Raw genomic sequence first — 26,287 nt, 5'->3', positions numbered from 1 at the left:
GCTGCTCCCCCCCTCACGTCAACGCATGCTGGGCGATGCGCGCCAGCGGCGCCACCACCTGGGCCGCACCCAGCGCGATGGCCGCGCGCGGCATGCCGAAGACGGTGGAAGTCGCCTCATCCTGCGCGATGGTGAGCGCGCCCGCGCGGGCCATGGCCAGCAGGCCCTTGGCGCCATCGGCACCCATGCCGGTCAGCAAAATGCCCACCGCGCGCGATCCGGCATGCTGCGCCACCGCATGGAACAGTGCATCGACCGAAGGCCGATGGCCCGAGACCGGGTCGCCGGGCCGCATCTTGATATACATCGATGCCTTGCCCGCCATCATCATATGCCGGTCATTGCCCGGCGCCAGATAGACGTGGCCGCGCCGCAGCGGCATGTCGGGCTCGGCCAGCAGCACGCTGGCGGGGCAGGCGGCATCCAGCGTGCGGGCGATGGCCGGGGCAAAGCGGCTGTCGACATGCTGCACGATCATGGTGGGCGGGCAATCCTCGGGGAAGCCGCGCAGCAGCACCTGAAGCGCCTCCACCCCGCCGGTGGAGGAGCCGATGGCGATCAGATCGGTCTCGGCGGCATGGGCCGCGCGGCGCACCGGTTGCGAGATGGCGGGCGTATCATGCCGCCGCACCCGCACCTTGGCGGCATTGCGCACCATCTCGGCCAGCCTGCCGCCGTCTTCCAGCGCGGAGCCGGCATGGTCGCTCTTGCAGTAGCAATCCACCGCGCCCAGCGCCAAAGCGCGCGCCGTGGCATCCGATCCTTCACGCGTCAGGCCCGAAACGATGATCACCGGCATGGGCCGCAAGGTCATGATCTTGTCGAGGAAATCGAGGCCGTTCATGCCGGGCATCTCGATGTCCAGCGTGACGACATCGGGCTCCAGCTCCTTGATGGCGGCGCGCCCTTCGGTGGCGTTGCAGGCCACGCCCACCACATGAATGTCGCGCAGGCCCGACAGGCGGGCGCCCAGCACGGCGCGCATGGTGGGCGAATCATCGATGATCAGCACGCGGATGGTCACGTTTCCCTCCTGCGGTAGATCGTGGGGCCAACATGTTCGAGCAGCGCCTCGCCCGGGCCGCTGACCCGCTCGCTGTGGCCGATGTAGAGAAAGCCGCCGGGCACCAGTTGCTGCGCCAGCCGCGTCACCAGCTTCTGCTTGGTGGGCTGGTCGAAATAGATCATCACATTGCGGCACAGGATCAGCTGGAAGCTGCGCCGCATCGGCCAGTCCTGATGCAGGTTGAGCCGCTTGAACTGCACGATCTCGCGCAGTTCGGGGCCGACCTCCAGATGGGTGGCGTCGGCGCTGGCCCATGCGGTGCGCAGCGCTCCCGGCAGATGGGTGACATCGCGCAGATCGTAACGCCCCTGCCGCGCCTTGATCAGCGGCGGATCGGCGATGTCGCTGCCCAGAATGCGCAGATCGAGTTTCGCCAGCCGCCGCCCCTCGGAACGGTCCGGCCCCAGCATGGCCATGGCCAGCGAAAACACCTCCTCGCCGCTGGAACAGCCCGCCGACCACAGGCGCACCGCTTCCCCGGCGTCGAGCATCTCGACCAGCTGCGGGCGCACCTCGCGGGCGAAATGCTCGAAGTGATGGGCCTCGCGGTAGAAGAAGGTGTGGTTGGTGGTCAGCGCGCAGACGGCCTTGCGGCGCTCCTCGGCATTCTTGCCGATCATCACGATATAGGCCGCGAAGGTGCCCAGATTGCTGGCGCGCACCAGCGGTGCCAGCCGCGAATAGACCAGAATGGCCTTGCCGGGCGGCAGCATGATCCCGGCTTCGGCGCGCATCATCTGCGCCATGGCGAGGAAGTCCTTCTCGCCATAGACGTTCGGGCTCACGCCGGGCAGCGCCTCGAACAGAGGCGCAGGCGGCGTGGAGGCCTTGGGAACAGCAGGGGCGGTCTCGCCCGTCATGCCGCCTCCAGACCGATGGGTTCAAGCGTCAGGCGCGGGCCTGCGGCGCGTGCCACCAGCGTGTCGACATTGAGGATCAGCGCCACGCGCCCGTCGCCCAGAATGGTGGCGCCCGCCACGCCTTCCACGCTGCGGTAATGCGTATCGAGGCTCTTGATGACGAACTGCCGCTGATCCCAGATGTTGTCGACCAGCAGCGCGGCCTGCCCGGCGCTTTCGGTCTCCACCACGATCAGCACGCCCTGCTCTGGCCGCTCCACGGCGCCGAGCGCGCCCACCGCATGGGCCACAGAGACCACCGGGATAAAGCGCCCGCGCACGTTGAGCATCATGCTCTCCACCCCCATGCCCTGCACATCGGCGGGGGCGGGGCGCAGGCTTTCCACCACATGGGCCAGCGGCACCACCAGCGTCTGGTCGCCCACTTTCACGATCATGCCGTCGGAAATGGCGAGGGTGAGTGGCAGGGTGAGAGTGAAGGTGGTGCCCTTGCCCAGCGTGGAATCGATGGTGATGCGCCCGCCCAGCTCCTTCACATTCTGGCGGACGACATCCATCCCCACGCCCCGGCCCGAGACATTGGTGATGCTGGCCGCCGTGGAGAAGCCTGGCGCGAAGATCAGGCTTTCAATCTCTTCCTTGGTCAGTGCCGCGTCAGCTGCGACGATGCCCTTTTCCACGGCCTTGGCCAGCACGCGGGTATGATCGATCCCCGCGCCATCGTCAGCAATGCGGATCAAAATGTGGCCCGAGCGATGCTCGGCGGAGAGGGTCAGCGTGCCATCGGCGCTTTTGCCCCTGGCGAGCCGCTCATCGGGCTTTTCGATGCCATGATCGACGGCGTTGCGGATGAGATGGGTGAGCGGCTCGCCCAAACGCTCGATGACGGTCTTGTCGAGTTCGGTGGCCTCGCCCGAGGTTTTCAGCGTGACATGCTTGCCCGTGCTGGCCGCCAGTTCACGCAGGATGCGCGGCACGCGGCTGAACACGCTGCCGATCGGCTGGGCGCGGATCGACATGGCGCTGTCCTGAATGTCGCGCGTCAGCCCCTCGAGCATGTTGAATTCTTCATTGGCGGCCACGCCGTCATTGTGCAGGCGCTGGGCCAGCATGGCCTGGGCGATCACCAGCTCGCCCACCGTGTCGATCAGCTTGTCGAGCTTGAGCAGATCGATGCGGATCGACTGGCCGACAGGCGGAGCCGCCGGGGTTTTGGCCGGCACGGTGTCGATCTGCGGGGCCTCGCCCGGCGCTTCCGCGGCGGGCGGCGGCGGAGGCGGGGACAGCGCTGCGGGGCGATAGGGCATATCGGCCCATTTGGTGTCGCCCTCGCCGATGGTGATGGGGCAGTCGTCGCCCGCGAAATCGAAGATCTCGCGCACCGAGGCTTCGGAGACCGATTTGGGCACCACGAAGGTCCAGCCCAGATAGGCCTGATCGGGATCGAGATCGTCGAGGCCCGGCACCGCGCTGGTGTCGCATTGCAGGCAGACGGCGCCCAGTTCGGAAAGCTCGCGCAGCAGCAGCAAGGGTTCGCCGCCATTGCGCATGGCGCCGGCCAGCGGGCGCAGCCAGATCTGCCAGCCCTGTTCGCGCGGCTGATCGCCGGGCGCAGGCGAGGGGGCGGAGAGTTCGGCCAGCAAGGCATCGAGGGCGCTGTCGTCCCGCGCACTGTCCGTCGGGGAGGGGGCGGCGGCCTTTGGGGTGGCCTTCTTGGCCTTGGGTTTGGCCACAGGCGCATCGAAACGCCCCGCCGCATCATAGCGCGCGGCGGCCTCCAGCTCCATCAGCAGCGCCGAATCCTGAGGCGAGGCCGCCCCCTCGCGCGCGGCGGTCACATGGTCGGCCAGCTTGTCGAGCGCGCGCAGCAACAAATCCACCAGCGGCGGGTTGAGCGGCGCATTGCCCTCGCGCACCTCGGAGAGCAGGGTCTCGAAGCCATGGGCAAAGGTCTGCAGCGCGGCAAAGCCGAAAGCCCCCGCGCCGCCCTTGATCGAGTGGATGGCGCGGAACACGGCATGGATCGTATCGGCATCCTGCGTGCCCGCGCGGCAGGCGGCCAGCCCCGCTTCGGCGGCGCTCTGGGCTTCCTCGCATTCGACGAAGAAGATCGCCTGAATGTCCTCTGGGGTCATGCCTCGCTCCGGTCGAAAAGGGCCACGTCCAGCCCCGCCAGCTGGGCGGTGTGCAACAGGGCGGGGGAGGGGGTGATCTGCGCGCCTTCCCCGGTGCGCCGCGCGCTCAGCAGCACCTGAAGCATCGCCTGCCCCACCTGCTCGGTGGCGCTGGCATCGATCTGCAGCGGACCGGAGCCCAGCGCGGCCTGCAATTCGGGCAGGATCGCCTGAGCGGCGGCCCTGTCGCAGCGGGCTGGCAATTGGATGATGCGCATGGTCGATCCTTCCTCGGGCGCCGTCAGAATTCCGACCAGTCGTCGGGATTGGGCGCGCTCTGGGCGGTGGAAACGGGAAGCGGCGCGGCGACCTTCAGCGCCAGATTGCCGCGCATCGCCGCGGGGGCGGCCAGCGGGGCCGGCTGCGTGACAGGCTGGGGCCTTGCGCGGGGCACATTGCGCCGGGGTAGCGCGAAGGGCGCCTGCGCCCCGGGCGCGGTGTGGAAATGGGCGACGGTGGTGGTCAGCTCACGCGCCTCATCGGCCAGGCTGCGGGCGGCGGCGGTGGATTGCTGCACCATGGCGGCGTTCTGCTGGGTGGTGCGGTCCATATCGGCTACGGCGCTGTTCACCTGATGCAGATTGCTGGCCTGGGTTTCGGCATTGGTGCTGATCCCGGTCATCAGGCCGGTGATCTTGTCACCCAGCTCCATCAGGCTGTCGAAGACGTCGCCGGTCTGGCGCACCAGCTGCGAACCGCTCGACACCTGCTGGGTCGAGGTGCTGATCAGCCCCTTGATGTCGCGGGCGGCATCCGCACTGCGCTGGGCCAGCGCGCGGACCTCGGCGGCGACCACTGCGAAGCCGCGCCCGGCATCGCCCGCGCGCGCGGCCTCCACCCCGGCGTTGAGCGCCAGCAGGTTGGTCTGGAAGGCGATGCCATCGATGATGGCGATGATATCGTTGATCTTGCGGGTGGAGTCCTCGATCCCCACCATGGCGCTGATCGCCTTGGTGATGACGTCGACGCCTTCCGCTGCCTTGCCGCCGCAGGCCTGCATGAAGCCTTTGGCCTGGGCGATGTCCTGCGTGGATTGCTGCACCGCATGCGTGGTCTGGTTCATGGCGATGGCGGTTTCTTCCAGCGTGGTGGCCTGCTGCTCGTTGCGCCGGGCGAAATCTTCGGTGGCGACGCGGATCTCGTCGGCGCCGTTCAGCAGGGATTCGACGCCCGAACGCAGCTTGAGCACCAGCCGGGTCAGCGCATCGATGGCGCCGTTGAAATCCTGCCGCAGATCTTCGTAATGCGGCGGCAGCTGGCCGGTGATCTGGCAATCGAGCCGGTTGTCGGCCAGCTGGCGCAGGCTGTCGCGCAGGATGCCGGCGGCCTGCTCTTCCTGAGCGGCGCGCAAGGCGGCCTGCCGGGCGTGGCCGCACAGTGTCTCGCAGGCGCGGGCGAGGCGGCCGATGCAATCCTCGCGCCCGGTGTGTTCGACCAGCGCGGCATGATCGCCTTGCGCCAGCAGCTCGAAACGTTCGACCATCTCGGGGATGGGGGCGGCGATCATCCGCACGCCCAACCCCATGATCAGCCCGATGGCCGCCAGCGCCGCGCCGGACACCGCCACGGCGCCGATCACCGGCACCATCTCCTGCCATGCAGCGATCGCGCCGGCCAAGCCGAGCGCCGCGCAGGCCACCACCGCCCAGGCCAGGCTGTGCAGCTTGGCGGGGAGCGGGGTGTCTTTCTCGAACCGGTCGAACATTCGATACTCCACGATCACGGGGCATGCGTGGCGGAATCCTGCCCATGACTTGTGGTTAATCCTAAGGCCTGAGCCGCAACGTCCTGTTTGTGGGTACCTCCGTAGGTTTGCGGAATGGATGCCGGTTGGTTGAGGTTCTTTTGGTCACTCGGTGTCAACCATGCGGTGGCTTGTTTTTGTTTGGGGCTTGCCTACGCTGAACTCCGTAATCTCTGACAGCTATTTACTGTGATCTTGCGGTTTAGGAGAGGTTCAGGCGCCCTGTTGTAGCCATTTGAGAGCCATAAGACGGCGCCGACTTGAGGATAGGCATCCATGAAGGAGACCAGGGCATGAAGGAAGCCAGGGTTCTGGTGGTTGACGATTCCCCCGCGATGCGGGCGCTGTTTTGCGACGTGCTGGAGCGCGCGCCGCAGGTCACGGTGGTGGGCACGGCGGCCAATGCCGACGAGGCCCGCCAGCAGATCGCCCTGCTGCAGCCCAATGTGCTGACGCTGGATGTGGTGATGCCCGGCATGAGCGGCATCGCTTTTCTGGCCGAGATCATGGCCACCAACCCGTTGCCGGTGGTGATGCTCTCCTCGCGCACGCAGGAGGGGTCGCAGATCGCGCTGCGGGCGCTGGAGCTGGGCGCGGTGGAATGCTTTCCCAAGCCGCTCAAGACCACGCTGGAGCAATTTGCCGAAACCATCAGCCATCTGGGCAAGGTGGTGCTGAGCGCGGCCAATTCCAATGTGAACCGCCGCCGTCGCACGAGTCCGCGCGCCGCGCCCACGCCGCGCGCCGAGGTGTCGGTCTGGCACAGCCAGATCATTGCGTTGGGGGCCTCGATGGGCGGGATCGACGCGCTGCCGCACCTGCTGGAAAGCTTTCCCGAGGATGGCCCGCCCACGGTGATCGTGCTGCCGGGCGAGGCGGGGCTGATCCAGGTCTTTCTGGACAGTCTGGAAGAGATCATGCCGGGCCGGGTGATGCTGGCATCCGATGGCGCGCGGCTGGAGCCGGGCACGATCCATATCGTTTCCGATTCGGAGCAGCATGCGGTGTTCGAACCTTCGCCTTTCCCGCATCTGCGCATGGTGCTGCGCGATCCGCTGGATGGCGCACGCCCCTCCGCAACGCTGCTGTTCGGCACCATCGCGCGGGCCGGGGTTCCGGCGGTGGGCGCGGTGCTGACGGGGATGGGCAGCGATGGCGCGCGCGGGCTCAAGCTGATGCGCGACGCGGGATGCCACACCTTTGCCGAAGACCCGGCCAGCGCCACCGTGGGCGAGGCGCCTGCCGCGGCCATTGCGGCGGATGCGGTGGAGACGGTGCTGCCGCTCGACGCGCTGGGTGAGGCGATTGTCGCAGGGTGCCACCAGCGTTAGGGATCGGGCCTGTTGGCGCGGCGGAATAAACTGGAGCGACTGGATCATCCCTGATGCCGGGCTCGCGATCAGCAGGCCCCTCCGCTTGAGATCGGCGTTCTGCCCATCGGGCCGAGCGGGCGCGCGCCGGTTGCCCCCGCTTATGGAAGCAACGGGCAGGGCCCACGGAACTGGACACGAAACGCCCTCCCGGAGCGGATGGCTTCCGGAAGGGCGAAAAGGGAAGGGTTGCCCCATCCCATATGGACCCCATCAGGCCTGTGCCGTTCTGTGATCCCATTCGTGTCGCAAGCGAATGGGACAGCTTTGGCGATGGGGGCGACAGGGTGTTGCCGGGCCCATCGTGGGGTCAATGAGGGAAGCCTCTGCTTTGCCGATGCCAGCGGCCGGCGTCCCAGGGGGAGGACGCTCAGCACGTATGGCAAAGTGTGTTCTGTATGCTGTTCCGGGCGATCGGCAGTCCGCTGCAGCTATGGCCGCAGCGGCGCCGAACAGCTCCGGGCTCAGTCGACTAGCGCCGCCTCGATGGCGATGCGGATCGCTTCGGAGGTGTGATTGGCACCCATCTTGGTGAGCATGTTGGCGCGGTGAATTTCCACCGTGCGCGGCGAGATCGACAGCTTCTCGCCGATCATGCGGTTGGAGAGGCCACCGGCCACGCCGGCCAGCACTTCACGCTCACGCTTGGTCAGGCGGTCGACGCGGCTGCGGGCCAGCGCCTCGCGCAGCTTGGCGCTGCCGAAGGTTTCGGCCTTGGCCTCCGCCTCGGACACGACATGGCCGATTTCCTCACGCGTGAAGGGCCAGGCGATGTAGTCGATGGCGCCATCCAGCACGGCGCGGACCACCATGCGGGTTTCGGGCGCCTGAGCGAAGCCGATCACCGGCAGCCACTGCCCCGAGCGGCCCATCTGGGCCAGCAGAGCGGCGATGGAGCGGCCATCGTCATGCACCAGCAGCAGGCCGTTCTTGGGCCAGCGTGCGATCAATTCCGAAGCGTCTTCAAACGGTTCAACGTGGATGTCACTGCCGGCGAGGAGATGCGAGATCGCCGCGCGACGCCGAACATCCCCATCGACAAGAAACAGACTGGTCCCGTTGGTCATGATGGCTCCCCCTGAGTTCATGGTTAACGCCTAGCAAGTTCTGCCTAGGTTTTGGACGGTAAACTCCTCCATTTCGGAATACATTTCAGTCCGAAACTGAAGGGTTGAGGGCTTGCTATGGAAAAATACCCATATCGGCCCTTTTTTGAACCGTTTTGATCCAGATCTGAGTAAAATCCCCGAGGTATTCCTACCATAATGGGGCTATCTCCTGCCTGCCGAGGGGGGCGGCGGCGCTGTGGATGAGGGCCTTAGACAGCATCAGCCATGAACAAAGACTGAATTTTTGCAGGCGCAGCATGTAAAATTCGCGGCTGCGGCGACTCACGCCCGGCCAATCCTGTGGAATATCCGCATCATGCGGCTTGACGGCCCTGGGACTCGCGGAATGCCGCGCTGCGCAAGGGCTGCTGCCCCTTGTGGCACTGCGGCGAAGGGCGGCTTCCAACCATTCCGGCGAGAGCGCCAGAGCCCTGCGAACACCGGTCCGGCGAAAGCCGGGCACACCGCGCCGATCATGCGCGACAGCGCATGGTCCAAAAACCTTGTTAGTGGTCCCCGCCCATCAGATGCGCGGCGATGTCGATGATGTCCTGCCGCACATTGCGCAGCGTGCGTCCATCGAACTCCAACACGCTGTCCAGCACGGCATGGCGCGCGGCGGTGTAGAAATGCGCCAGAGCGCCCGCCATCGTATCCTCGCCGCTCACCCCCACCTGAAGCGCGGTGAGGGCCGACAGGGCCTGGGTCAAGGCCTTGCTCTTGACCGAATTGTCGCCCTTGCCATGCGCGTGAATGGCGCTGCCCAGCGAAGAGATCACCCGCTCATAGCACATCCGCACCAGCTCTCGCTGGTCGGCGCCAGACACGCGCGCCTCGAAATCGACGCGGCGGTAGGCCTGAGCAGGATCACGCAGGGCGAGCATCACTCATCGCCCTCAGTTGTTGCTGTTCGTGTTGTTCCAAGCGGCGATCTGCTGCTTGAGATACGACAACGTCGAGTTGTAGGTGGCCACCGTGGCGTCGGTGGCGGCGTATTGCGTGGTCAGGCGCGTCTGCAACTGGCTCTGCAACGTGGCCAGATTGCTCTGCTGCGTGGTGATCGAGCTTTGCAGCGTGGTGTAGCGCGCCACCGAACCCGCCAGCGACCCCGGATTGATGTCAGCCGAGGTGGTCAGCGCGCTGACCATCTTGTTCACCGTGGCATAGACGCCGTTCACGCTCTTGGTGAACATGGCCGCCACGGCGCTGGGGTTGTTCTGCAGCGCGGTCGCCAGCTTGCTGGTGTCCAGCGTGAAGGTGCCGTCCTTGTTGGTGGCCAGACCCAGATCGGCCAGCGTCTTGGGCGCACCTGCGGCGGCGTTGGGCATGATCACCGTGCCGGCCAGCTGCGAGAACTGGCGTGCCATGGCCTTGGCGCCGCTGTCATTGGCCAGACCGGCCCCGGCGGCGGTGTCGGTGTTCATCTCGCCCACCAGCTGGTTCAGCACCGAGGTGATGTTCTGCATCGCCGTGGTGATGCCCGAGGAGGCGTCGCCGAAGCTCACCGTCGTGGGATTGCCCGTGTTGGTGCCCGTCAGCTTCAGCGACAGGCCGGGGGCGGCATTGGCGATGGTGTTGCTGGTGCTAGTGCGCGCCACGCCGTCCAGCGTGTAGGCGGCGTTGGTCGCCGGCTGCGTCACCGAATAATTGCCCGAAGCGGTGGAGGGATCATAGGCCAGGGCCGACAGGCTGGTGGTGCCGGTGGTTCCGGTGCCGCTGGCGCTGATCGTGAAGGCGTTGGCGGCCCCTTCGGCCCCCTTCATCACCAGCTGCTGCGTACCATCCGTGTTGGTGGTGACATAGGCGGTGACGCCCATGCTGGCGCTGTTGATCTGGCTGGCCACCGCGGAAAGCGAAGAGCCGTCGGGGATGGTGATCGTGGCGGCGGCATGGGTGGAATCGGCGGCGAAGGTGCCGTTGGTCACCGTGCCGAAGTTGAAGGTCAGCGTGCCGCCCTGAACGGTCGTGCTGCTGGCCATGCTGCTCGACGCCATGGTCTGCGGCTTGGCGAGCTGGGTCACCTCAAGCGAATAGCTGCTCGTCGCGCCCGAGCTGCCCGAAGGCAGCGTGGCCGTGGCCACCGAGCTGTTGGCCACGCTGGGCGAAGGCAGCAGATTGCCGCCGTCGATCAGCGACGACAGCGAGCTTTGAAACGACAGCAGATCGCTTTTCAGCTGACCAGCCTCGGAAATCTGCAGCTGCACGGTGGAAAGCTGCGTGTTCAAGGCATCGTTCTGGCTGGCATATTGCGCCGCCGCGATGCTTGACGCCAAACCCGTCAGACTGGCCCCAGTGTTGACACCGAGCGAAGACAGGATCTGGGACCCGATCGTTGACTTGCTCGCGGAGGTGCTCGTCGTCGACGTGGTCGTGGTCGCTGCCGTGGACCCTGTCGAGGAGCTTGTGGCTGATGTCGTGGTCATAACGGTTAGAACGGCTCCTGTCGCCGGGGCTTAAGGATGAAAGCGGATTAACTTTTGGCGGGAGGCAGGAAGGAAGGAGATAAATGCGGGGGTGTTACCCCCTCGCGCTCCGATAACGTCGAGGCTACGGCAGTGGCGCCCAATCCGTGTGCGCCACCTCTCCATCAGCCTTCGTCTTCTTCCGGCTCTTCGGGCTGGGGGCGGCCATCGGCGTCGAAGCGCAGTTCCACCGGCACGTCCACCATCGGGGCATCGCGTTTCTCGCCGCGTTTCAGCGACATCACGAAGCCCAGCACGCCGGCCACCGCCACATAGAGTTCCTCGCGGATCATCTGATTGTCACGCGTGGTGTAATAGAGCGCACGGGCCAGACCGGGGAATTCAAGGCAGGGGATCTCGCGCTCGGCGGCCAGTTCGCGGATCGCCAGCGCCTTTTCGCCCTTGCCCTTCACCACCACCACCGGAGCCGGGGCGAGATCCGGGTCATAGACCAGCGCCACCGAGAAATGCGTCGGGTTGGTCACCACGAAATCCGCCTTGCGCATCGCCGCGCCGATCGCGCCCATGGCGATCTGGCGCTGGCGGCGGCGGCGGTGAGCGCGCGCCTCGGGGCTGCCTTCCTGTTCCTTATGTTCGTCCTTCACCTCCTGCAGGCTCATGCGCAGGCGGTTGCGGCGGCGCAGCCATTGCACCGGCCAGTCGAACATGGCGATGATGACGAAGCCGACCGACAGCTGCAGCATCAGCGAGGTGATCGCCTCCCACGCAAAGTTCAGCTGTCCGGACAGGCCCACATCGGCCAGCTCTTGCAGGCCCTCGATGCGGGATTTGCCCCAGAACCAGGCGATGGTGCCCAGCAGCGCCAGTTTCAGCAGACCCTTGCCCACCTCGATCCAGCCCTGCGGGCCGAAGACCTTGCTCATGCCCTTGATCGGATCGAGCCGCGATCCCTTGGGCAGCAGGTTGGTGGCGACGAAGCGGCCATATTTCCCGGCCATGCCCAATTGCACGAACAGCGTGGCGGCGATCACCATCAGCGCCAGGATCGCCACAGGCGCCACCACCGCGCTGCCCAGCTTGAGCATCAGCAGGCCGGGGCGGAAATCCTCCAGGTCGGCGCGGTTCCACACCAGACCCATGCGCATGGCGCTGGTCATGCCCGAGAGCAGCCAGGGCCCGAAGGCTTTCATAAAGGCGGCGGCGACCAGCGCGGTGGCGGCCACGGCCAACTCGCGCGAGCGCAGGACGTCGCCACCCTCGGCGGAGTCTTTCAGGCGCTTGTCGGTTGGTTCCTGGGTTTTCTCACCGGCGGTCTCGGCCATCTCAGTGCTCCCTCACTGGGCCATCGCCTGCGTGACCTGCTCGATGGCCGCGGCCGAGAGGTCGGTCATGCGGTCGCTGATCATCGGCGCGGTGGCCAGCAGCGCGGCCAGCCCGGCCACGATCCCGGCGGGCAGGCCCAGCGAGAACAGGTTGAGCGCCGGAGCCGAACGGCTGAGCAGACCGGCAAGAATCTGCACCAGCAGCAGGATCAGCGTGACGGGCAGCGCCATCATCACGGCGGTGGCGAACATCGTCGAGGCGAAGCCCAGCACCACGCCCAGTCGCGGGGCCGACATCACCGCCGAGCCCAGCACATGGCCGGGGGGAAAGGCCTCATAGCTTTTCACCACCAGCGCCAGCCATTGCAGATGGGCGCCAAGGCCCAGAAAGATCAGCGTCAGCACCACGGCAAAATATTGCCCCAGAATGGGCGAGCGCGCGCCTGAATTGGGATCGACGGTCGCGGCAAGGCTCAGGCCCATGCCGCCGCCGATCAGTTCGGCGGCAATGGCCGGGGTGGCGAAGCTGAGCTGCAGCACAAAACCCAGCATCGTGCCGATGGCCACCTCGCCGATGATCGCCAGATAGCCCGACATCGACATGAGGTCGGCAGGGGCGGCCACCTTGGTGCTGTTGGCCACCAGCAGGGCGATGGCCCCGGCCATGATGACACGCACCTGCGGCGGCACATTGCCGGTGCCGAAGAAGGGTGCCGCCACCAGCGCGGCGCCGATGCGGGTCATCAGAAAGGCCCAACGCCAGAATTCGACCTCAAGGTCGCCAAAGCCGAAGTTGAGGCCCAGCATGAACCTTTAGCCCACGTTGCCGGTGCCCGCGCCGAGGCGGGCGATGGCGGCGAAGATGTCTTTCGTGAAGTCGCCGATCAGCCCCATCATGCTGGCGCCCAGCAGCATCAGCAGCAGCACGGTGATGGCGATCTTGGGCAGGAAGGTCAGCGTCTGCTCGTTGATCGAGGTGGCGGCCTGAAAGATGCCGACGATGAGGCCGACAGCCAGGCAGCCCAGCAGCACGGGGGCGGCGCACAGCGTCACCACCCAGAGCATCCGGTCCGCCAGGCTGAGCATCAGCGATGTGTCGTCCATGGCGCGCGGCTCCTTAACCGAAGCTCGAGGCGAGCGAGCCCATCAACAGCGCCCAGCCATCGACCAGCACGAAGAGCAGCAGCTTGAACGGCAGCGAGATGATCGTGGGGCTCATCATCATCATGCCCAGCGACATCAGCACGGAAGAGACCACAAGATCGATCACCAGAAACGGCAGATACAGCATGAAGCCGATCTGGAAGGCGGTCTTCAGCTCGCTGGTCACGAAAGCGGGCAGCAGGATCGAGAAGGGAATGTCCTGCGCATTGGCGAATTTGGGCGCCTTGGCCATATCGGCGAACATGCCCAGATCGGTCTTGCGGGTCTGGCGGATCATGAAATCATGGAACTGCGCGCCGCCCGCCGTGATCGCCTGCTGGGCGTTGATCGTGCCCGCCGAATAGGGCGCGATGGCCTGCGTGTTCAGCTTGTCCAGCGTGGGGGCCATCACGAAAAGCGAGAGGAACAGCGCCAGACCGATCAGCACCTGATTGGGCGGGCTCTGCTGCAGGCCCAGCGCCTGACGCAGGATCGACAGCACCACGAGGATGCGGGTGAAGCTGGTCATCATCAGGATCAGGCTGGGCAGGATCGTCAGCAGGCCCATGATGATGAGAAGTTGCAGCGAGAGGGTTAAACCTCCGCCCGGCCCGCCGTTCATAGACTGGAAGGCGCGGTCCATCGCTCCCGGGATGGCGCTGGGCATGGCAGGACCAGCAGAGGCGGCGGCGGACGCCGCGCTCTGGGCAAAAGCGGTGCCCGACATGAACGAACCTGCCAGCAGCGTCAGCAGGGCGAGAAACTTGCGCATCATCTTACCTTTGCGTGCGGCGCAGGGTGCGGGCGAAGCTGGGGCCATCATGGTCGCCCGAAAAATCGCCGTCAAAGTCGCTGTCGAAACCGTCATCGGGTTCATGGTCGATGATCGTGGCGGTCCGTGCGGGAGCCTCGGCCAGACGGGTCAGCCCGTGGCGCGAGGTGGAGACAAGGATCTCCTTCCCGTGGAATTCCAGCACCGCCAGCTTCATCGTGGGCGAGAGCATCAGCGTCTCGACCACTTTCACCGAACGGCGGCGCCCATCGCCCCCCTGCATGCGGTTCTGCATCACCTGAGACAGCTTGAGGCTACCCCAGACCATGCCGCCAATAATCGGCAGCAGGATCAACAGCTTGAGGACGTACCAAACCATTATGCGGCGCTGTCCAGAGCGGCATCGCCATTGGCCATTTCCACGATGCGCAGGCCGAAACGGTTGCCCTGGGCCACGATCTCGCCCTTGGCGATGACCTTGCCGTTAACCATAACATCCAGCAGTTCGTCGGTCAGGCGGTCGAGCATCACCACGCTCTCTTCGCCCAGCGACAGCACATCGCGCAGTTTCATATCGGCCCGGCCCAGTTCGACCGAGAGGCGCACATCCACATCCTTGAGGAAGTCGAAGCCGCGGGGATTGAGGTTCATGGTCATTTGCTCCCGGAAAATTAGATAACTAGATCGTCAATTCAGATCGTGTCGTCAAAGGCTTTGGTGATCTGCACGGCAACGCGCTCGTCCACCGCGCCGATCGTGCCCTGCGCGAAGGTGGCGTTGCCCACGCGCAGCGGCACCGCGCGCGCCACAGACACCGGCAAAACATCCCCCGGCGCCATATTGGCGATGGTGGAAAAAGGAATACGCATATCCACGACGATGGCGCGCACCTCGATCGGCAGATCGCTGAAAGGCATGTCCGAAGGGCTGCCCAGCGGGTGGGTGCGGCCAATCGACAGCACTTCCGACCCTTCCGCAAAACCGAAGAGGCGGGCCAGCGTGCCGATGGGCATGGCATAGGTGATCTGCCAGGGTAGCGTGCCGCCATCGTCCACTTCCAGCGTCAGCACGGCCAGCGTCTGATCCTCGGGGAAGGGGGCCAGCATTGCCAGATTGCCGTCGCGGCGCAGCGGCGTGATGCTGGGCACCGGCATGCCCGCCGCGCGGCCCGCCGTGGCGGTGAGCGCGGAAGAGAGGTGATCGCCGATCAGCACCTCCATGCGGCCGATCATCAGCTCGGCGGCCATGGGGAAGCTTTCGGGCAGGGGGGCCGGGGCCTCGCCCTTGCCCCCGAAGGCGCGGTCGACGATGCGCAGCACCGGCTCGGCCTCGACCGAGACAAACAGGGGCGCATTGCCGCCCACCGCGAAGATGCTGTTGGCCGCCAGCGTGGCGATCGAGCCATGCAGGGTGGAGAGGTCGCCCTCCTTGGCCTGCGTGGCTTTGACCAGCGGGGCCTCGCCGCCCAGCAGCGGGGCGAGAGCGGCGGCCATGCGGCGGGCCAGACGGTCGCCAAGGCGGTTGAGCAGGGGCAGCAGTTCGCTGGCGCCCGGGCCCTGACGCAGCAGTTCGGGTGCGTGTTGGGCCAGAGTGCGTTCGGCAATAAAGGCGCGTTCGGGTTTCATACAGGTCAGACCGTCGCTATCGAGAGAAGAGGAAGGGGCGGCGGAAGAGAATTACTGGACCAGGAAGGTCTTGAAGTAGACATCGTCGACACCGCCGAAGCCTTCTTCCTTGACCAGCACCTGGTTGATGGCGGCGGTCAGGCGCTTGGTCAGCTTTTCCTTGCCTTCGATGGTTTCGATATCGTCGGCGGGGGTGTCGGCCAGCACGCTGAGCATGGCGGAGCGCACGGCCAGCTCATGCTTCTTCAGCCACATCAGGACGCGGCCATCGCGATGGGTGGAGCAGGCGAGGCTGACCTGGATCAGCTGGGCGGAACCCTTCAGGTTGGAGGTGAAATCCTCGCTGAAGTTGTAATAGCTGGTCTTGTAGGGGCTGCCGCCTTCGCCTTCCACTTCGGCGCCGGCATCGCCTTCCTTGCCGCCCTCGGCCTTGGGGGCATAGGGATCGACCTCGCCCTTCTTGACCAGCTTGGGGCCCAGCTCTTCCTTCACCTTGGCGCCACCGCCACCGATGATGCCCATTTTGACCATGGCAAAGGCAGCGCCTCCGCCCACCGCCAGCATCAGCACGGCCACGATGGCGATCACCATCACCATGCTCTTGCCCTTCTTGGCGGGTTTTTCTTCGGTCGCTGCTTCAGCCTTGCTCATGGTCGGTCTCTGTCAAAAGGAGTGGCGGGCGCGAAACCCGTAGAAGGTGCCGGATCGGCGCGATCAGGCCAGAATGCCGCCGGGCGTCTGCACGGTGGTGTCGCTGCTGGCCTTGGAAGAACGGGCGCCCTGCGAGGCGGGGCGGTTGCTGCGGGCGGACTGATCCTGCTGGGCGTTCTGGCCCTGCTGCCCGGTGAAGCCGGTGTTGGCGTCGGCGCTGCGGCTGCTGTTCTGCGCCCAGCTGTGCGTGGGGGCCTGCTGCTGCTGATTGTGCTGCTGGCCGCTGCTCTGCTGGCCCGTGGCATTGCCCTGAGCGCTGCTGCCCGCCGCCGAAACGGTGGAGGCCTGCGCCATGGCGGCGCGCGCGGCGGGAGCGAAGGCGGGATCGCTGCTCGCCATGGAGACGCTCATCCCGTCCTCATTCTGGTTGAAGCTGAGCGAGACCTTGCCGAAATCGGCATGGGTGATCGCGGCCTGCACGCTCTGCGAACCAAGGCCCGAGCGGGCGGCGGCGCGCGCCTCGACCAGGCGATCGACCAGCGCGGCCATATCGGGCTGGGCCTGCGTGGCGGAAGGGGTGGCGGGACCGGCTGCCGCTGCGGTGGATTGTGCGGCCACAGTACCCGCCGACGCCAGCAGCTGGACATGATTGGGAGCGTTGTCCGGCAGGCTGACGCCATCCGCCGATGCACTCACCGGCAGACGGGAGGAGGAAAGGGGCTGGGAGTCACCTTGTGCGCCACTCTGCGAGGCGTCCTGCCCGGTGGTGTCATTGTTGCTGTCGGCGTCGCCGCGGGCGGGCGCCGTGTTCTGGGCGTTGGCGGTCTTGCCCTGCGCGGTCACGGTGCGGGCGGCCAGCTTGGCGTTGGCCGCATCGACCTGCGTGTCGGCATCGGCGGAGGCGTCGGCCTGCGCACCGGTGGTCTGGGAAAGAGCGGGAGTGGCGACACCGGCCTGAACGGCGGCGGCCTGAGCCACAGCGGTCTGGCCCACGGGGGCGACGGCAGCGGTCGTCTGCGCGCCGGTCGTTTGCGTGGTGGTGGGCTGCGCAGTCGTGGTGGCAGGCGTGTTGTTCAGCGCCAGCACGGCATGGATGGGGGTGGCGGGCACCTGCGCCGTGGCGACGGCCTGAGCGGCAGCCGTCGCATCGGTGGCGGCGGGCAGGCTGGCCGGATCGACCGTGGCGTTGATCCCGCCGACATTCAGCGTGAGCGCCGCAGTCGCGGAGGTGGTGCTCTGGGCGGCAGCGTTGCCGGTGGACAGGCGGGCGGCCAGTTGGGCCGACAGACGCGCATTGTCCGAGGCGGTCTGCTGAGGAAGCTGGGCCGTCACAGCGGCCACCGGCTGGGCGGTCGTCGTCGTGGCGGCGACCTGCGGCAGGGTGGGGGCAGGCTGAGCGGCGTTCTGCGACAGCGCGGCCAAAGCGGCGGCCTGTGCGCTGGCGGCATCGGTGCCGGTGGACGCGGCGGTTGTTTGATCCGCAGCGCTGCTCGCGGACTGATTGGTGGGGGCCACGACATTGGCCACCGCATTCACCGCCAGCGAGACCGGCAGCGGCAAGGCGGCGGCAACCAGACCGGCAAGCGGCAAACTCTTGCCGGTTGCCGCTTTGTCGTCGTCCTGATCGTCGTCAGCGGTGGTGTCGTTGGCGCTGCTGTCGGCCTTGGCGGATGTGTTCGCTTTTGCGACGGTTTGCCTGGCGCCAGCGTTCTGGCGGCCCATCACAGCCCCGAAATCCGTGCCTTTGCTGCTTTTGCCGTTGGAATTCGCGGTGGCAACGCTGCCCTTGGCGGTTACCGAAACATTGCCCGAGGTCAGGCCGGAACCGGCAAGAATGGAAGAGAGGGCAGCGGTATCGGACATGAACAAAACTCCGTGCGGCAATCGCCTCAGGAGTTATGCATGGTCCGTGCCAGAATCGTCCCCAGATGGGACACGCCCTGAAGAATTGCCGGAAAAACCGGCATTGCGCAGCTTGGCGGCGATAAAACGGGCCTGCTGACTGGCGCGATCCTCCACGGCGGCGCGGCGGCGCTCGGCAGCGACCAGTTCGGCCTGCCGCCGGTCGGCCAGCGCATGGGCGCGTTGCCGGTCGGCGGTGGTGGTGGCGGCAATGCCTTGCAGCCCCATGATAAAACGCTGCATCCGCGCCAGATCGCCGCCATCGGCCATATCGCGCCGCGCGGCATATTCCTGCGTGAGCGACTGGGTGCGCTCGACCAGCGTGGTGAGCTGGGACAGGGTGGTCTCGGCCCGGGCGGCTTCGGTCACGGCATTCTGCTTGGCGATGGCGCGCAGCTTTTCCAGCCTTTGCAACCTTGCCAGCTTGGCGCGTTCGGCTTTCATCGCCCTATCCTCCCATCAGTTGCTGCAACTGGGCGATGCTTTCCCCCAGCGGCACCAGATTGCGGCCCTCCTGCGTGAGGAAGGCGACGAGATGCGGATGCATGGCGATGGCGCGATCGAGCTGCGGATCGGCCCCGGCGCGATAGGCGCCCATCAGCACCAGATCGCGGTTGGCCTCATAAGCGGCGACCAGCGCGCGGAAGGCGCGGGCGGCGCCTTCATGCTCGCGGCTGGTGATGTCGGTCATCACGCGCGAGAGCGAGGCGGCGATGTCGATGGCGGGATATTGCCCGCGCTGCGCCAGATCGCGGCTGAGCACGATATGGCCGTCCAGAATGGATCGGGCGGTATCCACCACCGGATCGTCCTGACTGTCGCCATCGGCCAGCACTGTATAGATGCCGGTGATGGAGCCGCCGCTTTGCGCCGAATTGCCCGCGCGTTCCACCAGCTTGGTGATGGTGGCCAGCGCCGATGGGGGATAGCCGCGCGCCGCGCCGGGCTCGCCCAGCAGCAGCCCGATCTCGCGCCCGGCATGGGCGACGCGGGTGAGCGAATCCATGATGAGCAGCACGCGCTTGCCCTGCGCGCGGAAATATTCGGCCATGGAGGTGGCCAGCATCGCCCCGCGCAGACGCAGATTGGGCGCATGATCGGCAGGCACGGCGACCACGGCGGTGCAGGCGCGCTTGGGCCCGACCATATGGCGCTCCACGAAATCGGAGACTTCGCGCGCCCGCTCGCCGATCAGGCCGACGATGATGATCTCGGCGGATGCGCCATGGGCGATCATGTCGAGCAGCACCGATTTGCCGACGCCGGACCCCGCCATGATGCCGATGCGCTGGCCCACGCCAAAGGTGGTGATGGCGTTGAGCGCCCGCACGCCGGTATCGAAGGGCACGCGCACCGGGGAACGATCGAGCGCGCCCGCGCGCACGCCGCCCGCCGGATGGAAATGCCTTGCATGGATCGGCCCCAGGCCATCGATGGGCAGGCCTTCGCCATCCACCGCGCGGCCCAGAAAGGCCTCGCCCACCGGCAGCATGCCGGGGCGGCCTTCGGGGCGGACGCGCGCGCCGGGGCGCAACATCACCGTGTCGCCCAGCAGCATGGCCAAAGTGCGTCCGTTGCGGAAGCCGATCACCTCGGCCAGCAAGGATTTGCCGCCCCGGTCCGACATGCCATGCGAGACGCGCAGCAGCGATCCCACCGGAACGGAAAGGCCGGAGACTTCCAGCAAACCGCCATCGCAGCTCGACACCGTGCCATAGCGGCGCGGCGTAAGATCGATGGGATTGGCTGCGGTATCGGCCAGCAGCCCGTCGAAGAGTTTCAACATGGTAACGTCTCTTTCGACTGAATTGTTTTAGTCGTTCTCGGGCAAAGTCAGGTCCAGCGCCTCGGCGATGGCGCGGCGCCACTGGGCGGGGCCGTCTTCCACGCCGCCGCCTTCCATGCCGCGGCTGCTGGTTTCCACCCGCAGCGCTCCTGGTTCCAACGCCGGATCGACCACGAAGGTCCAGTCCTCGGGCAGATGCTCGCGCACCAGCTCCAGATCCTCGGCGTTGAGGCGGATCACGCGCTCGTCATCGGCGCGCGCGAACATCGCCACCGCACGCTTCACCCGCGCCGCCAGTGCTTCCTTGTCCAGCGCCAGCGGGGCGAGGGTGGCCTCGCACAGGGCCATCACCGTATCCATCAGGCGGTTGCGCAATTGCTCGGCGCATTGCCCGTCGATGCGGTCGAAGGAGAAGGCGAAGCGGGCGCGCAGGGCTTCCCGCTGCAGGAAATCATGCTCGGCTTCGGCATGGCCCTCGGCGTAACCTTGCGCATGGGCCTCCTCGCGAGCCTGAGCCACCGGATCGACCGGGGGCGCCTCGGGCAGCGAGGGCATGGAGGGCAGCGCCGGATCGATCACCCGCGTGGGGCGCAGATCGGAATAGGCCAGACCCGAGCCTGTCGGCGCTGTCGTCTCGACCGGGTTCGCGATATAGCGCTGGTCGAGCGAGAAACCGCCGCCGGGGCGGGCGAACAGGCTGGCCAGATCGGCGCGGCGTTCGGGTTCGGGCGCGGCGGCAGCGGCTTTCTTCGCCGCCGCCGGTTTCGCGGCAGCCGGTTTGGGCGAAGCGGGTTTGGCGGCGGCTTTGGCAATGGGAGCCTTAGACATATTCGTCGTCACCCGCGCCGAAGGAGATGGTGCCTTCCGTGGCCAGACGGCGCGCGGCGTTCACGATGATCTTCTGCGCCTCGATGCATTCGGCCATCTTCAGGCGGCCGCGACCGGCGATTTCGTCCTTCACGCCATCGGCGGCGCGGCTGGACATGGCGGCGAAGAACACGTCGCGCTGATCTTCCGGAATGCCCTTCAGGGCGTTGATCAGCGTATCGTTCTCCACCTCGCGCAGCAGCGTGCCCATATCCTTGGGGCCCAGCACGAAGAGATGCTCGAACTTGAACATCTCGTTCTCGATGGCCTTGGCCAGATTCTTGTCCATCTTGGTGATCTCGGGCATGATCCGCTTTTCCACGACCTTGCCGGAATTGTTGATGATTTCGGCGGCATTGCGCGCGCCGCCCAGATGGAGCGCGGCAGCACCATGATGCTCGTCGATGCGGCGGGTCAGCAGCTCTTCCAGCATGACGATCGCCTCGGGCGCGACGGGCCCCATGGTGGCGACGCGATGCACCACCTGGGTCTGCACCTCGGGCGGCAGCGAATGCAGGACCTGCGCGGCCACTTCCGGCTCAAGCTGCACCAGCAGCACGGCGATGGGCTGCGGCATCTCGCCCTTGATCAGCGGAATGATCGCGGGCGGGTTGAGCCAGCGCGCGATCTCCAGGCTGGAGGCGGGCGGCGCATCGGGCACGATGCGCTGCATCAGATTGTCGGCCTTCACCCCGCCAACCGCGCGCGCCATCATATCGTGGACGCGCTTCTGGCGGCCATAGCCGTCGATGCCCAGCTTTTCGGTCTTGGCGGCAAAGCCTTCGACCGCTTTCATGATCGCCTGAGGACCAATGTCACCCAGCGCCATCATCTTTTCGCCAAGCAGCTTGAGTTCGGCGGGGGTCAGCTGGCCCAGCAGACCGCTGGCCTGATCGTCGCCCAGCAGCATCACCAGAATGGCTGCGGCCTCGGCGTCGGAGAGGTTTTCGAGGCCCTCTTCCAGCAGGGCCTCATCGTCGATCGCGCTCATCAGGCGTCTTCCTTCTCGGCGGGCGGTTGCAGCATCTGGCGCAGAGCAATCACCGCGCTGTCAGGCTTTTCGGTCACGATCTGCTGCGCCAGACCGACATGGCGGTTGAGCGCTTCGGCCCCGTTGCCCATGCTGGGCCCGGGCAGGGCGGGCATGCCTTCACCGGCAGCGGCGGCGGCGCCCGAAATGTTGACGATGGGCGGTGCGCCGGCGGCCAGCGGCAGGGCGGCCATCGGCGCATTGGCGAGCGCTTCCTCGACAGCCGAGGTTTTGCCCTTCTTGCCGCTCGCGGGCTTGCCGCCCTTCAGCGCGTTGATCAGCGGGCGGACCGCCAGCAGCAGCACCATCAGCAGGCCGATCAGCGCCCCGCCATAATGCAGGGCCTGCGCGAACCATGGCGTCTCATAGAAAGGCGTCTTGGCGACGGGCGTGGTGTCGAAGGCGCGGGCCACCACGGCGATCTGGTCGCCGCGCGAGGTGTCGGCGCCCACAGCGGCGGAGACCAGCTGCTTGATCTGGTCGATGTCGCTCTGCTTGAACTTGGCCATCGCCGAGGCGGACAAAGCCACCGCGACCGACAGGCGCTTGATCTTGCCCGGCCCGGTGTTGGAGACGGCGACCTCGCGGCCCAGCTCGTAATTCTTGGTGGCCGAGCTTTCGCTGGCCGTGGGCGAGGGCGTGGCGGCAGGCGTCGCACCCGCGGCGCCGGGGGCCGCAGCGCCGGCGGCGCCGGCAGCAGGCGGCGGCGTGCCGGGGGCGGGCGGCGGCGGCGCGCCGGGCGCACCGGGCGAAGGCGTGGTGGAGGGCGGCGGCGTGTTCGAGAGGGTGCCGGGCACGCCGATGGCCGCTGCGGAAGCGGGCTGCTGGCTCTGCTGGCTGGTCTCGCTGCGCACCGCGCCCTGCTTGTCGTAGCTTTCGCGCGCCGAAGTGACCTGATCCATGTCGAGATCGACCTGGATCTCGCTGGTGAAATTACCGTCGCCCAGCATCGGGGTCAGCAGCGTGGCGACCTGGCCGCGCAGCTTTTCCTCCATGCGGGACTGCATATCCATGCGGTCGGAGTCGACGCTGCCCTTCTGCGAGAGCAGATGGCCGCGCTGATCCACCACCTTCACCGCGTCGGGCGTGAGGCCCGGCACCGAACCGGCGACCAGATTGACGATGGCCGAAACCTGATTTTCCGAAAGCTGGCGGCCATCGGCCAGACGCAGCATCACGCTGGCGGAAGGAGCGATCTGATCGCGCACGAAGACCGATTTCTCGCCCTCGGCCAGATGGACGCGCACCGCCTGAACCCCGTCGATCTCCTTGATCGAGAGCATCAGTTCGTGTTCGCGGGCCGCGCGCAGACGTTCGCCTTCCAGAGCGCGCGAGGCGCCCATCGGCAGCTTGTCGAGACTGTCGCTGGCGGTGTCGGGCAGGGCCAGCGCGCCATTCTGGGCGACCAGCATGCGGGCCTTGTAAACATCGCCTTCATCCACCGTCAGCGCGCCGGTGCTGCTGTCGATGCGGTAATGGATGTTGCCCTTGTCCAGCGCGCCGACCACGCTGGCGCGTTCGGCATCGTCAAGCTGGGCGTAGAGCACGCGCTGCGGCGCGGGGGCCAGCGTGGACCAGGCCACGGCGGCGCCGCCCAGCACGGCCATGCCGGCGAACCAGGGCAGAGCCTTTTTCACCGGTCCCTGAGCCAGGAAGCCGCGCGCTCGTTCCAGCGGCGTGCCGCCCGCTGGATCGGTAAGCGTACCCATCAGCGATTGCGGCTGCGCTGGAACCAGCGCCATACCGGGATTGGCAGGAATGGCCTCGGCCATGGTTTAGACCCCCAGCTTCATGATGTCCTGGTACGCGGACAGCAGCTTGTTGCGGACTTGCAGGGTGGCTTCGAAACCGACCTGCGCTTCCTGACGTGCCAGCATCACCTTGGCGACGTCCTGTGTTTTGCCCTGCTCGTAATCGGACGACAGGGTTTCGGCGCGCATCTGGGTGGCGTTGACGCCGCCCAGCGCATTGTTCAGCACATTGGCGAAACCGCTGACCGAGCCATTGGCGTTGGTCGCGGTGGCCGCCTGCACATTCGATGCCGCCTGCGGGGCATGCACCTGCTGCAGAACGGTCGAGCGCGAGATGATCTGCTGGCGCAGGGCCATGATCTCGGCAATGCCGCCGCCATTATAGCTGACGCCGCCGACGGGAGAGATGCTGCTCACCGGCGGCCTCCAGCGAAGGCGGTGGCGGGAATGCCGGCGTCACGGAAGGAGGCGAGGCGGTAGCGCAGCGTCCTTTCCGAAATCCCCAGCGCGCGGGCGGCGGCGACGCGGCTGCCGTTGCAGGCGGCCAGCGTTTCCATGATCGCCTTGGCTTCCGAAGCCTGCACGATGCCGGCCAGACGGCGGCCCGAGCGGCCATCCTCGATCGGCGTGACCGAGGCGCTTTCCGGCGCGACGGGCGCGGCAACCGGAGCAGCCACGGCGGCAGGCATGGCCACCAGACGGGCCGGGCTGTCGAAGTGGATGTGTTCCGGGCGGATCTCGATGCGGCCACCCTTGCTGCCGTTGTCGGCCAGCAGCAGGGCGCGGCGCACCACATTCTCCAGCTCGCGGACATTGCCGGGCCAGCCATGCATGCGCAGCATGGCCAGAGCGCCGTCACTGATCCAGGGCATCGCCGTGGCGGTCTTGGGCGTGTGACGCAGGGCCAGAGCGAAAGCCAGCGGGGCGATGTCGTCCAGACGCTCGCGCAGGGCGCGCAGGGTCAGGGGGAAGACATTGAGGCGGTAGAAGAGGTCGGCGCGGAAGCGGCCCTCGGCCACTTCGGTGGGCAGATCGCGGTTGGCGGCGGCGATGATGCGCACATCGATCTTGATCGGCTGGGTCGAACCGATGGGGACGACCTCGCCTTCCTGAAGGGTGCGCAGCAGCTTGGCCTGCAGCGTCAGCGGCATTTCGGCGATCTCGTCGAGCAGCAGCGTGCCGCCGTCAGCGGCGCGGAAGAAACCCTCGGTGGCCTGGGTGGCGCCGGTGAAGGCGCCCTTGGTGTGGCCGAAGAGCAGCGCTTCCAGCATGGCCTCGGGCATGGCGGCGCAGTTGACGGCCACGAAGGGCCCCTTGGCGCGCGGGCTGCGGTCATGGATGAAGCGGCTGAGCACTTCCTTGCCGGTGCCGGTGGGGCCGCCGATCAGCACAGGGATGTCGCTGGCGGCAAGGCGCTCGGCCAGGGCGAGGATCGAGATGCTTTCGGGATCGGCCGCGATGGGGGCGCCGGGGCGGGTGGCGCAGGCGATCAGGGCGGCCAGGCTGGAGTCACTGACAGGGTCGGTGTAGCTCAGCGCGAAATGGCGTTCGCCGCGCGGCGCGGGCAGGGCGGCGATGGCCGGCTGCGCGCTGCGGTCCAGCAGGATGCGGTGATGGCCGGCAGGGGCCATGGTGGCGGCTTCACCGGCGTCGGCGAGCCAGATCGGCTGTGCCCGGCCCACCGCTGCGATGATCGCAGCTGCGCGCTGGACCAGTGGCGCATGCGCCTTTGCGGTAGCCGTGGTGAACTCGATCGCGTCCATGGTTCGGTGTGCCCCCTGATTAACCATCTCAGTGAAGGTCTTTTCGCTCGGAAACGCACAAGGAGCCGGAAAATTAAATACTCGTATAACTACAGATTTTGCCCGGGGCGCCGAAGATTCAGATGTAAAAATTTATATCTATCTGAAAAACAAAGAGAAATTTTTTCACTTTAGCCCTTAAAAAACCCCTGAACCTGCCGTTTCAGGTGTGTACGCGCCGCGAGGGCCGGGGGTGAGAGGGGGTAAAGCGGGGCTGAACGGGTAATGATCGTTAACGCCGCGGAAAGGTCCGGGGCGAATCGATCCCTTTTTTCGCGCGGCAAGAATCATCCGGAAGCCCCTGCACGAATCGTCACGCAATCGTTTGCCGTGATTCCGGATGGGCGGCTGGACCCTGCCGGCCAGACCTTGCCACTGCGTCTGCCGCTTCGGGCGCGGCGCCACTTCACCAACCTTTGGAGCTTCATGGGAACTCTGCGCGGTTGCCGATGGGCCCGTGCCTTGCCCGGCCAGATGCTGCCTGAGAGGATCGGCAAAGGGTGACCGGCAAGACCTGACCGGGGAATGGCCTGCACATGACCACCGGCAGACGATGGCCGGCAGGGTATGACCGGCACGATATGACCGGCGGAGCATGTCCGGCAGTCTCTGGCCATTGGGCCCATGGCTGCACCGGTCGCCGCAACGCTCGACAGGCGATCTCGATCCCGGAGCGAAACAGGGCCCTTAAATTTTCTCCCGGCCATCCGCTCTAGGGGCTGGCAGCCAGGTCGAAACGGGTCGGCAGGCTGAACAGAACACCAACGGGTTTCGAACGGAGTAGACCATGACTGTTATCAACACCAACGTGAACGCCCTTCAGGCCACTGCCGCTTCGAACTCGGCAGCGGCCATGACCAGCCAGGCGATGACCCGCCTGTCGACGGGCC

The 26,287-nt window shown here is 66.6% G+C and carries 27 protein-coding genes; 3 read left to right on the top strand and 24 right to left on the bottom strand.

Annotated features, from left to right (window positions below; translation table 11 throughout):
* Positions 1-13: 13 nt before the first annotated feature.
* From SR3_RS18570 to SR3_RS32465, 5 genes are read right to left on the bottom strand one after another with little or no spacing between them, the layout of a single operon-like run.
* Positions 14-1,024 carry a protein-glutamate methylesterase/protein-glutamine glutaminase gene (locus SR3_RS18570; RefSeq protein WP_084455703.1) on the bottom strand — a complete coding sequence of 337 codons (1,011 nt, stop codon included), beginning with the start codon at positions 1,022-1,024 and terminating at the stop codon, positions 14-16.
* Entirely contained in the window at positions 1,021-1,926 is a 906-nt protein-coding gene (locus SR3_RS18565) for a CheR family methyltransferase (RefSeq protein ID WP_068089679.1), read from the bottom strand. Before SR3_RS18565 ends, SR3_RS18570 begins: the two co-directional genes overlap by 4 nt.
* The gene (locus tag SR3_RS18560) at positions 1,923-4,061 is read right to left on the bottom strand and encodes a chemotaxis protein CheA (RefSeq protein ID WP_068089677.1); all 2,139 of its coding nucleotides are present in this window, start codon (positions 4,059-4,061) and stop codon (positions 1,923-1,925) included. The genes SR3_RS18565 and SR3_RS18560 overlap by 4 nt, the downstream gene beginning before the upstream one ends.
* Positions 4,058-4,318: an STAS domain-containing protein gene (locus SR3_RS18555; protein ID WP_068089675.1), complete on the bottom strand. Its 261-nt coding sequence runs from the start codon at positions 4,316-4,318 to the stop codon at positions 4,058-4,060. The genes SR3_RS18560 and SR3_RS18555 overlap by 4 nt, the downstream gene beginning before the upstream one ends.
* Before the next feature lie 23 nt (positions 4,319-4,341).
* On the bottom strand, positions 4,342-5,805 hold the full coding sequence (locus SR3_RS32465; RefSeq protein WP_068089668.1) for a methyl-accepting chemotaxis protein: 1,464 nt from the start codon (positions 5,803-5,805) through the stop codon (positions 4,342-4,344).
* Positions 5,806-6,137: 332 nt separating this feature from the next.
* Between SR3_RS32465 and SR3_RS18545 the strand changes: the two genes are divergently transcribed.
* Entirely contained in the window at positions 6,138-7,175 is a 1,038-nt protein-coding gene (locus SR3_RS18545) for a chemotaxis protein CheB (RefSeq protein ID WP_068089666.1), read from the top strand.
* A gap of 503 nt (positions 7,176-7,678) precedes the next feature.
* Here the strand turns inward: SR3_RS18545 and SR3_RS18540 are convergent.
* From SR3_RS18540 to fliD, 3 genes are all read right to left on the bottom strand, one after another.
* The gene (locus SR3_RS18540) at positions 7,679-8,281 is read right to left on the bottom strand and encodes a response regulator transcription factor (RefSeq protein WP_068089663.1); all 603 of its coding nucleotides are present in this window, start codon (positions 8,279-8,281) and stop codon (positions 7,679-7,681) included.
* A gap of 548 nt (positions 8,282-8,829) precedes the next feature.
* The gene (locus SR3_RS18535; RefSeq protein ID WP_068089660.1) at positions 8,830-9,207 is read right to left on the bottom strand and encodes a flagellar export chaperone FliS; all 378 of its coding nucleotides are present in this window, start codon (positions 9,205-9,207) and stop codon (positions 8,830-8,832) included.
* Between the two features lie 12 nt (positions 9,208-9,219).
* Positions 9,220-10,548 (bottom strand): flagellar filament capping protein FliD, encoded by a 1,329-nt coding sequence (fliD, locus tag SR3_RS18530; RefSeq protein WP_245653982.1) that lies wholly within the window; start codon positions 10,546-10,548, stop codon positions 9,220-9,222.
* On the opposite strand from fliD, the gene SR3_RS32460 reads away from it, so the two are divergent.
* Complete coding sequence (locus SR3_RS32460) at positions 10,541-10,780, top strand: hypothetical protein (protein WP_245653981.1); 240 nt, start codon at positions 10,541-10,543, stop codon at positions 10,778-10,780. The two genes, fliD and SR3_RS32460, sit on opposite strands and share 8 nt — an antisense overlap.
* Before the next feature lie 130 nt (positions 10,781-10,910).
* Here SR3_RS32460 and SR3_RS18520 read toward each other — a convergent pair whose 3' ends face one another.
* From SR3_RS18520 to SR3_RS18445, 16 genes are all read right to left on the bottom strand, one after another.
* Complete coding sequence (locus SR3_RS18520; RefSeq protein WP_068089651.1) at positions 10,911-12,068, bottom strand: EscU/YscU/HrcU family type III secretion system export apparatus switch protein; 1,158 nt, start codon at positions 12,066-12,068, stop codon at positions 10,911-10,913.
* 12 nt (positions 12,069-12,080) lie between these two features.
* A complete protein-coding gene (gene fliR / locus SR3_RS18515) occupies positions 12,081-12,875 on the bottom strand; it encodes a flagellar biosynthetic protein FliR (RefSeq protein ID WP_068089648.1) in 795 nt (264 codons plus the stop codon).
* Between the two features lie 6 nt (positions 12,876-12,881).
* Positions 12,882-13,172: a flagellar biosynthesis protein FliQ gene (gene fliQ, locus SR3_RS18510; protein WP_068089644.1), complete on the bottom strand. Its 291-nt coding sequence runs from the start codon at positions 13,170-13,172 to the stop codon at positions 12,882-12,884.
* A 13-nt stretch (positions 13,173-13,185) separates the two neighbouring features.
* On the bottom strand, positions 13,186-13,986 hold the full coding sequence (fliP, locus tag SR3_RS18505; RefSeq protein WP_407668179.1) for a flagellar type III secretion system pore protein FliP: 801 nt from the start codon (positions 13,984-13,986) through the stop codon (positions 13,186-13,188).
* A gap of 1 nt (position 13,987) precedes the next feature.
* Positions 13,988-14,362: a flagellar biosynthetic protein FliO gene (locus SR3_RS18500; RefSeq protein WP_084455701.1), complete on the bottom strand. Its 375-nt coding sequence runs from the start codon at positions 14,360-14,362 to the stop codon at positions 13,988-13,990.
* The gene (gene fliN, locus SR3_RS18495) at positions 14,362-14,634 is read right to left on the bottom strand and encodes a flagellar motor switch protein FliN (RefSeq protein WP_068089732.1); all 273 of its coding nucleotides are present in this window, start codon (positions 14,632-14,634) and stop codon (positions 14,362-14,364) included. Before fliN ends, SR3_RS18500 begins: the two co-directional genes overlap by 1 nt.
* Before the next feature lie 41 nt (positions 14,635-14,675).
* A complete protein-coding gene (locus SR3_RS18490; protein WP_068089637.1) occupies positions 14,676-15,608 on the bottom strand; it encodes a FliM/FliN family flagellar motor switch protein in 933 nt (310 codons plus the stop codon).
* A gap of 51 nt (positions 15,609-15,659) precedes the next feature.
* Positions 15,660-16,259: a flagellar basal body-associated FliL family protein gene (locus SR3_RS18485; RefSeq protein ID WP_068089635.1), complete on the bottom strand. Its 600-nt coding sequence runs from the start codon at positions 16,257-16,259 to the stop codon at positions 15,660-15,662.
* 63 nt (positions 16,260-16,322) lie between these two features.
* On the bottom strand, positions 16,323-18,122 hold the full coding sequence (locus SR3_RS18480; protein WP_157098950.1) for a hypothetical protein: 1,800 nt from the start codon (positions 18,120-18,122) through the stop codon (positions 16,323-16,325).
* Between the two features lie 33 nt (positions 18,123-18,155).
* Entirely contained in the window at positions 18,156-18,605 is a 450-nt protein-coding gene (locus tag SR3_RS18475) for a hypothetical protein (protein WP_174549164.1), read from the bottom strand.
* Between the two features lie 4 nt (positions 18,606-18,609).
* On the bottom strand, positions 18,610-19,947 hold the full coding sequence (locus SR3_RS18470; RefSeq protein ID WP_068089629.1) for a FliI/YscN family ATPase: 1,338 nt from the start codon (positions 19,945-19,947) through the stop codon (positions 18,610-18,612).
* A 27-nt stretch (positions 19,948-19,974) separates the two neighbouring features.
* Entirely contained in the window at positions 19,975-20,775 is an 801-nt protein-coding gene (locus tag SR3_RS18465) for a FliH/SctL family protein (RefSeq protein ID WP_068089626.1), read from the bottom strand.
* Positions 20,768-21,805 carry a flagellar motor switch protein FliG gene (locus SR3_RS18460; protein WP_068089623.1) on the bottom strand — a complete coding sequence of 346 codons (1,038 nt, stop codon included), beginning with the start codon at positions 21,803-21,805 and terminating at the stop codon, positions 20,768-20,770. The genes SR3_RS18465 and SR3_RS18460 overlap by 8 nt, the downstream gene beginning before the upstream one ends.
* Positions 21,805-23,616, bottom strand: a complete 1,812-nt coding sequence (gene fliF / locus SR3_RS18455; RefSeq protein ID WP_068089620.1) for a flagellar basal-body MS-ring/collar protein FliF — start codon at positions 23,614-23,616, stop codon at positions 21,805-21,807. The genes SR3_RS18460 and fliF overlap by 1 nt, the downstream gene beginning before the upstream one ends.
* Before the next feature lie 3 nt (positions 23,617-23,619).
* A complete protein-coding gene (gene fliE / locus SR3_RS18450; RefSeq protein WP_068089617.1) occupies positions 23,620-24,012 on the bottom strand; it encodes a flagellar hook-basal body complex protein FliE in 393 nt (130 codons plus the stop codon).
* Positions 24,009-25,358, bottom strand: a complete 1,350-nt coding sequence (locus SR3_RS18445) for a sigma-54 interaction domain-containing protein (RefSeq protein WP_068089614.1) — start codon at positions 25,356-25,358, stop codon at positions 24,009-24,011. Before SR3_RS18445 ends, fliE begins: the two co-directional genes overlap by 4 nt.
* Positions 25,359-25,622: 264 nt before the next feature.
* On the opposite strand from SR3_RS18445, the gene SR3_RS31415 reads away from it, so the two are divergent.
* Positions 25,623-25,901, top strand: coding sequence for a hypothetical protein (locus SR3_RS31415; protein ID WP_157098949.1), 279 nt, complete (start codon positions 25,623-25,625; stop codon positions 25,899-25,901).
* Positions 25,902-26,287 lie beyond the last annotated feature (386 nt).

It is taken from the genome of Novosphingobium rosa NBRC 15208 (genome assembly GCF_001598555.1).
Classification (GTDB): Bacteria; Pseudomonadota; Alphaproteobacteria; order Sphingomonadales; family Sphingomonadaceae; genus Novosphingobium; species Novosphingobium rosa.
The sequence above is the reverse complement of the archived record's forward strand: the minus strand, read 5'-3'. Positions and strand labels throughout refer to the sequence as shown.

What these genes read in the sequence shown, in the direction of transcription:
- SR3_RS18565 (WP_068089679.1), bottom strand. Translation starts at nt 1,926, where the DNA reads ATGACGGGCGAGACCGCCCCTGCTGTTCCCAAGGCCTCCACGCCGCCT.
- SR3_RS18560 (WP_068089677.1), bottom strand. Translation starts at nt 4,061, where the DNA reads ATGACCCCAGAGGACATTCAGGCGATCTTCTTCGTCGAATGCGAGGAA.
- SR3_RS18555 (WP_068089675.1), bottom strand. Translation starts at nt 4,318, where the DNA reads ATGCGCATCATCCAATTGCCAGCCCGCTGCGACAGGGCCGCCGCTCAG.
- SR3_RS32465 (WP_068089668.1), bottom strand. Translation starts at nt 5,805, where the DNA reads ATGTTCGACCGGTTCGAGAAAGACACCCCGCTCCCCGCCAAGCTGCAC.
- SR3_RS18545 (WP_068089666.1), top strand. Translation starts at nt 6,138, where the DNA reads ATGAAGGAAGCCAGGGTTCTGGTGGTTGACGATTCCCCCGCGATGCGG.
- SR3_RS18540 (WP_068089663.1), bottom strand. Translation starts at nt 8,281, where the DNA reads ATGACCAACGGGACCAGTCTGTTTCTTGTCGATGGGGATGTTCGGCGT.
- SR3_RS18535 (WP_068089660.1), bottom strand. Translation starts at nt 9,207, where the DNA reads ATGCTCGCCCTGCGTGATCCTGCTCAGGCCTACCGCCGCGTCGATTTC.
- SR3_RS18520 (WP_068089651.1), bottom strand. Translation starts at nt 12,068, where the DNA reads ATGGCCGAGACCGCCGGTGAGAAAACCCAGGAACCAACCGACAAGCGC.
- fliR (WP_068089648.1), bottom strand. Translation starts at nt 12,875, where the DNA reads ATGCTGGGCCTCAACTTCGGCTTTGGCGACCTTGAGGTCGAATTCTGG.
- fliQ (WP_068089644.1), bottom strand. Translation starts at nt 13,172, where the DNA reads ATGGACGACACATCGCTGATGCTCAGCCTGGCGGACCGGATGCTCTGG.
- fliP (WP_407668179.1), bottom strand. Translation starts at nt 13,986, where the DNA reads ATGATGCGCAAGTTTCTCGCCCTGCTGACGCTGCTGGCAGGTTCGTTC.
- SR3_RS18500 (WP_084455701.1), bottom strand. Translation starts at nt 14,362, where the DNA reads ATGGTTTGGTACGTCCTCAAGCTGTTGATCCTGCTGCCGATTATTGGC.
- fliN (WP_068089732.1), bottom strand. Translation starts at nt 14,634, where the DNA reads ATGAACCTCAATCCCCGCGGCTTCGACTTCCTCAAGGATGTGGATGTG.
- SR3_RS18490 (WP_068089637.1), bottom strand. Translation starts at nt 15,608, where the DNA reads ATGAAACCCGAACGCGCCTTTATTGCCGAACGCACTCTGGCCCAACAC.
- SR3_RS18485 (WP_068089635.1), bottom strand. Translation starts at nt 16,259, where the DNA reads ATGAGCAAGGCTGAAGCAGCGACCGAAGAAAAACCCGCCAAGAAGGGC.
- SR3_RS18480 (WP_157098950.1), bottom strand. Translation starts at nt 18,122, where the DNA reads ATGTCCGATACCGCTGCCCTCTCTTCCATTCTTGCCGGTTCCGGCCTG.
- SR3_RS18475 (WP_174549164.1), bottom strand. Translation starts at nt 18,605, where the DNA reads ATGAAAGCCGAACGCGCCAAGCTGGCAAGGTTGCAAAGGCTGGAAAAG.
- SR3_RS18470 (WP_068089629.1), bottom strand. Translation starts at nt 19,947, where the DNA reads ATGTTGAAACTCTTCGACGGGCTGCTGGCCGATACCGCAGCCAATCCC.
- SR3_RS18465 (WP_068089626.1), bottom strand. Translation starts at nt 20,775, where the DNA reads ATGTCTAAGGCTCCCATTGCCAAAGCCGCCGCCAAACCCGCTTCGCCC.
- SR3_RS18460 (WP_068089623.1), bottom strand. Translation starts at nt 21,805, where the DNA reads ATGAGCGCGATCGACGATGAGGCCCTGCTGGAAGAGGGCCTCGAAAAC.
- fliF (WP_068089620.1), bottom strand. Translation starts at nt 23,616, where the DNA reads ATGGCCGAGGCCATTCCTGCCAATCCCGGTATGGCGCTGGTTCCAGCG.
- SR3_RS18445 (WP_068089614.1), bottom strand. Translation starts at nt 25,358, where the DNA reads ATGGACGCGATCGAGTTCACCACGGCTACCGCAAAGGCGCATGCGCCA.
- SR3_RS31415 (WP_157098949.1), top strand. Translation starts at nt 25,623, where the DNA reads ATGATCGTTAACGCCGCGGAAAGGTCCGGGGCGAATCGATCCCTTTTT.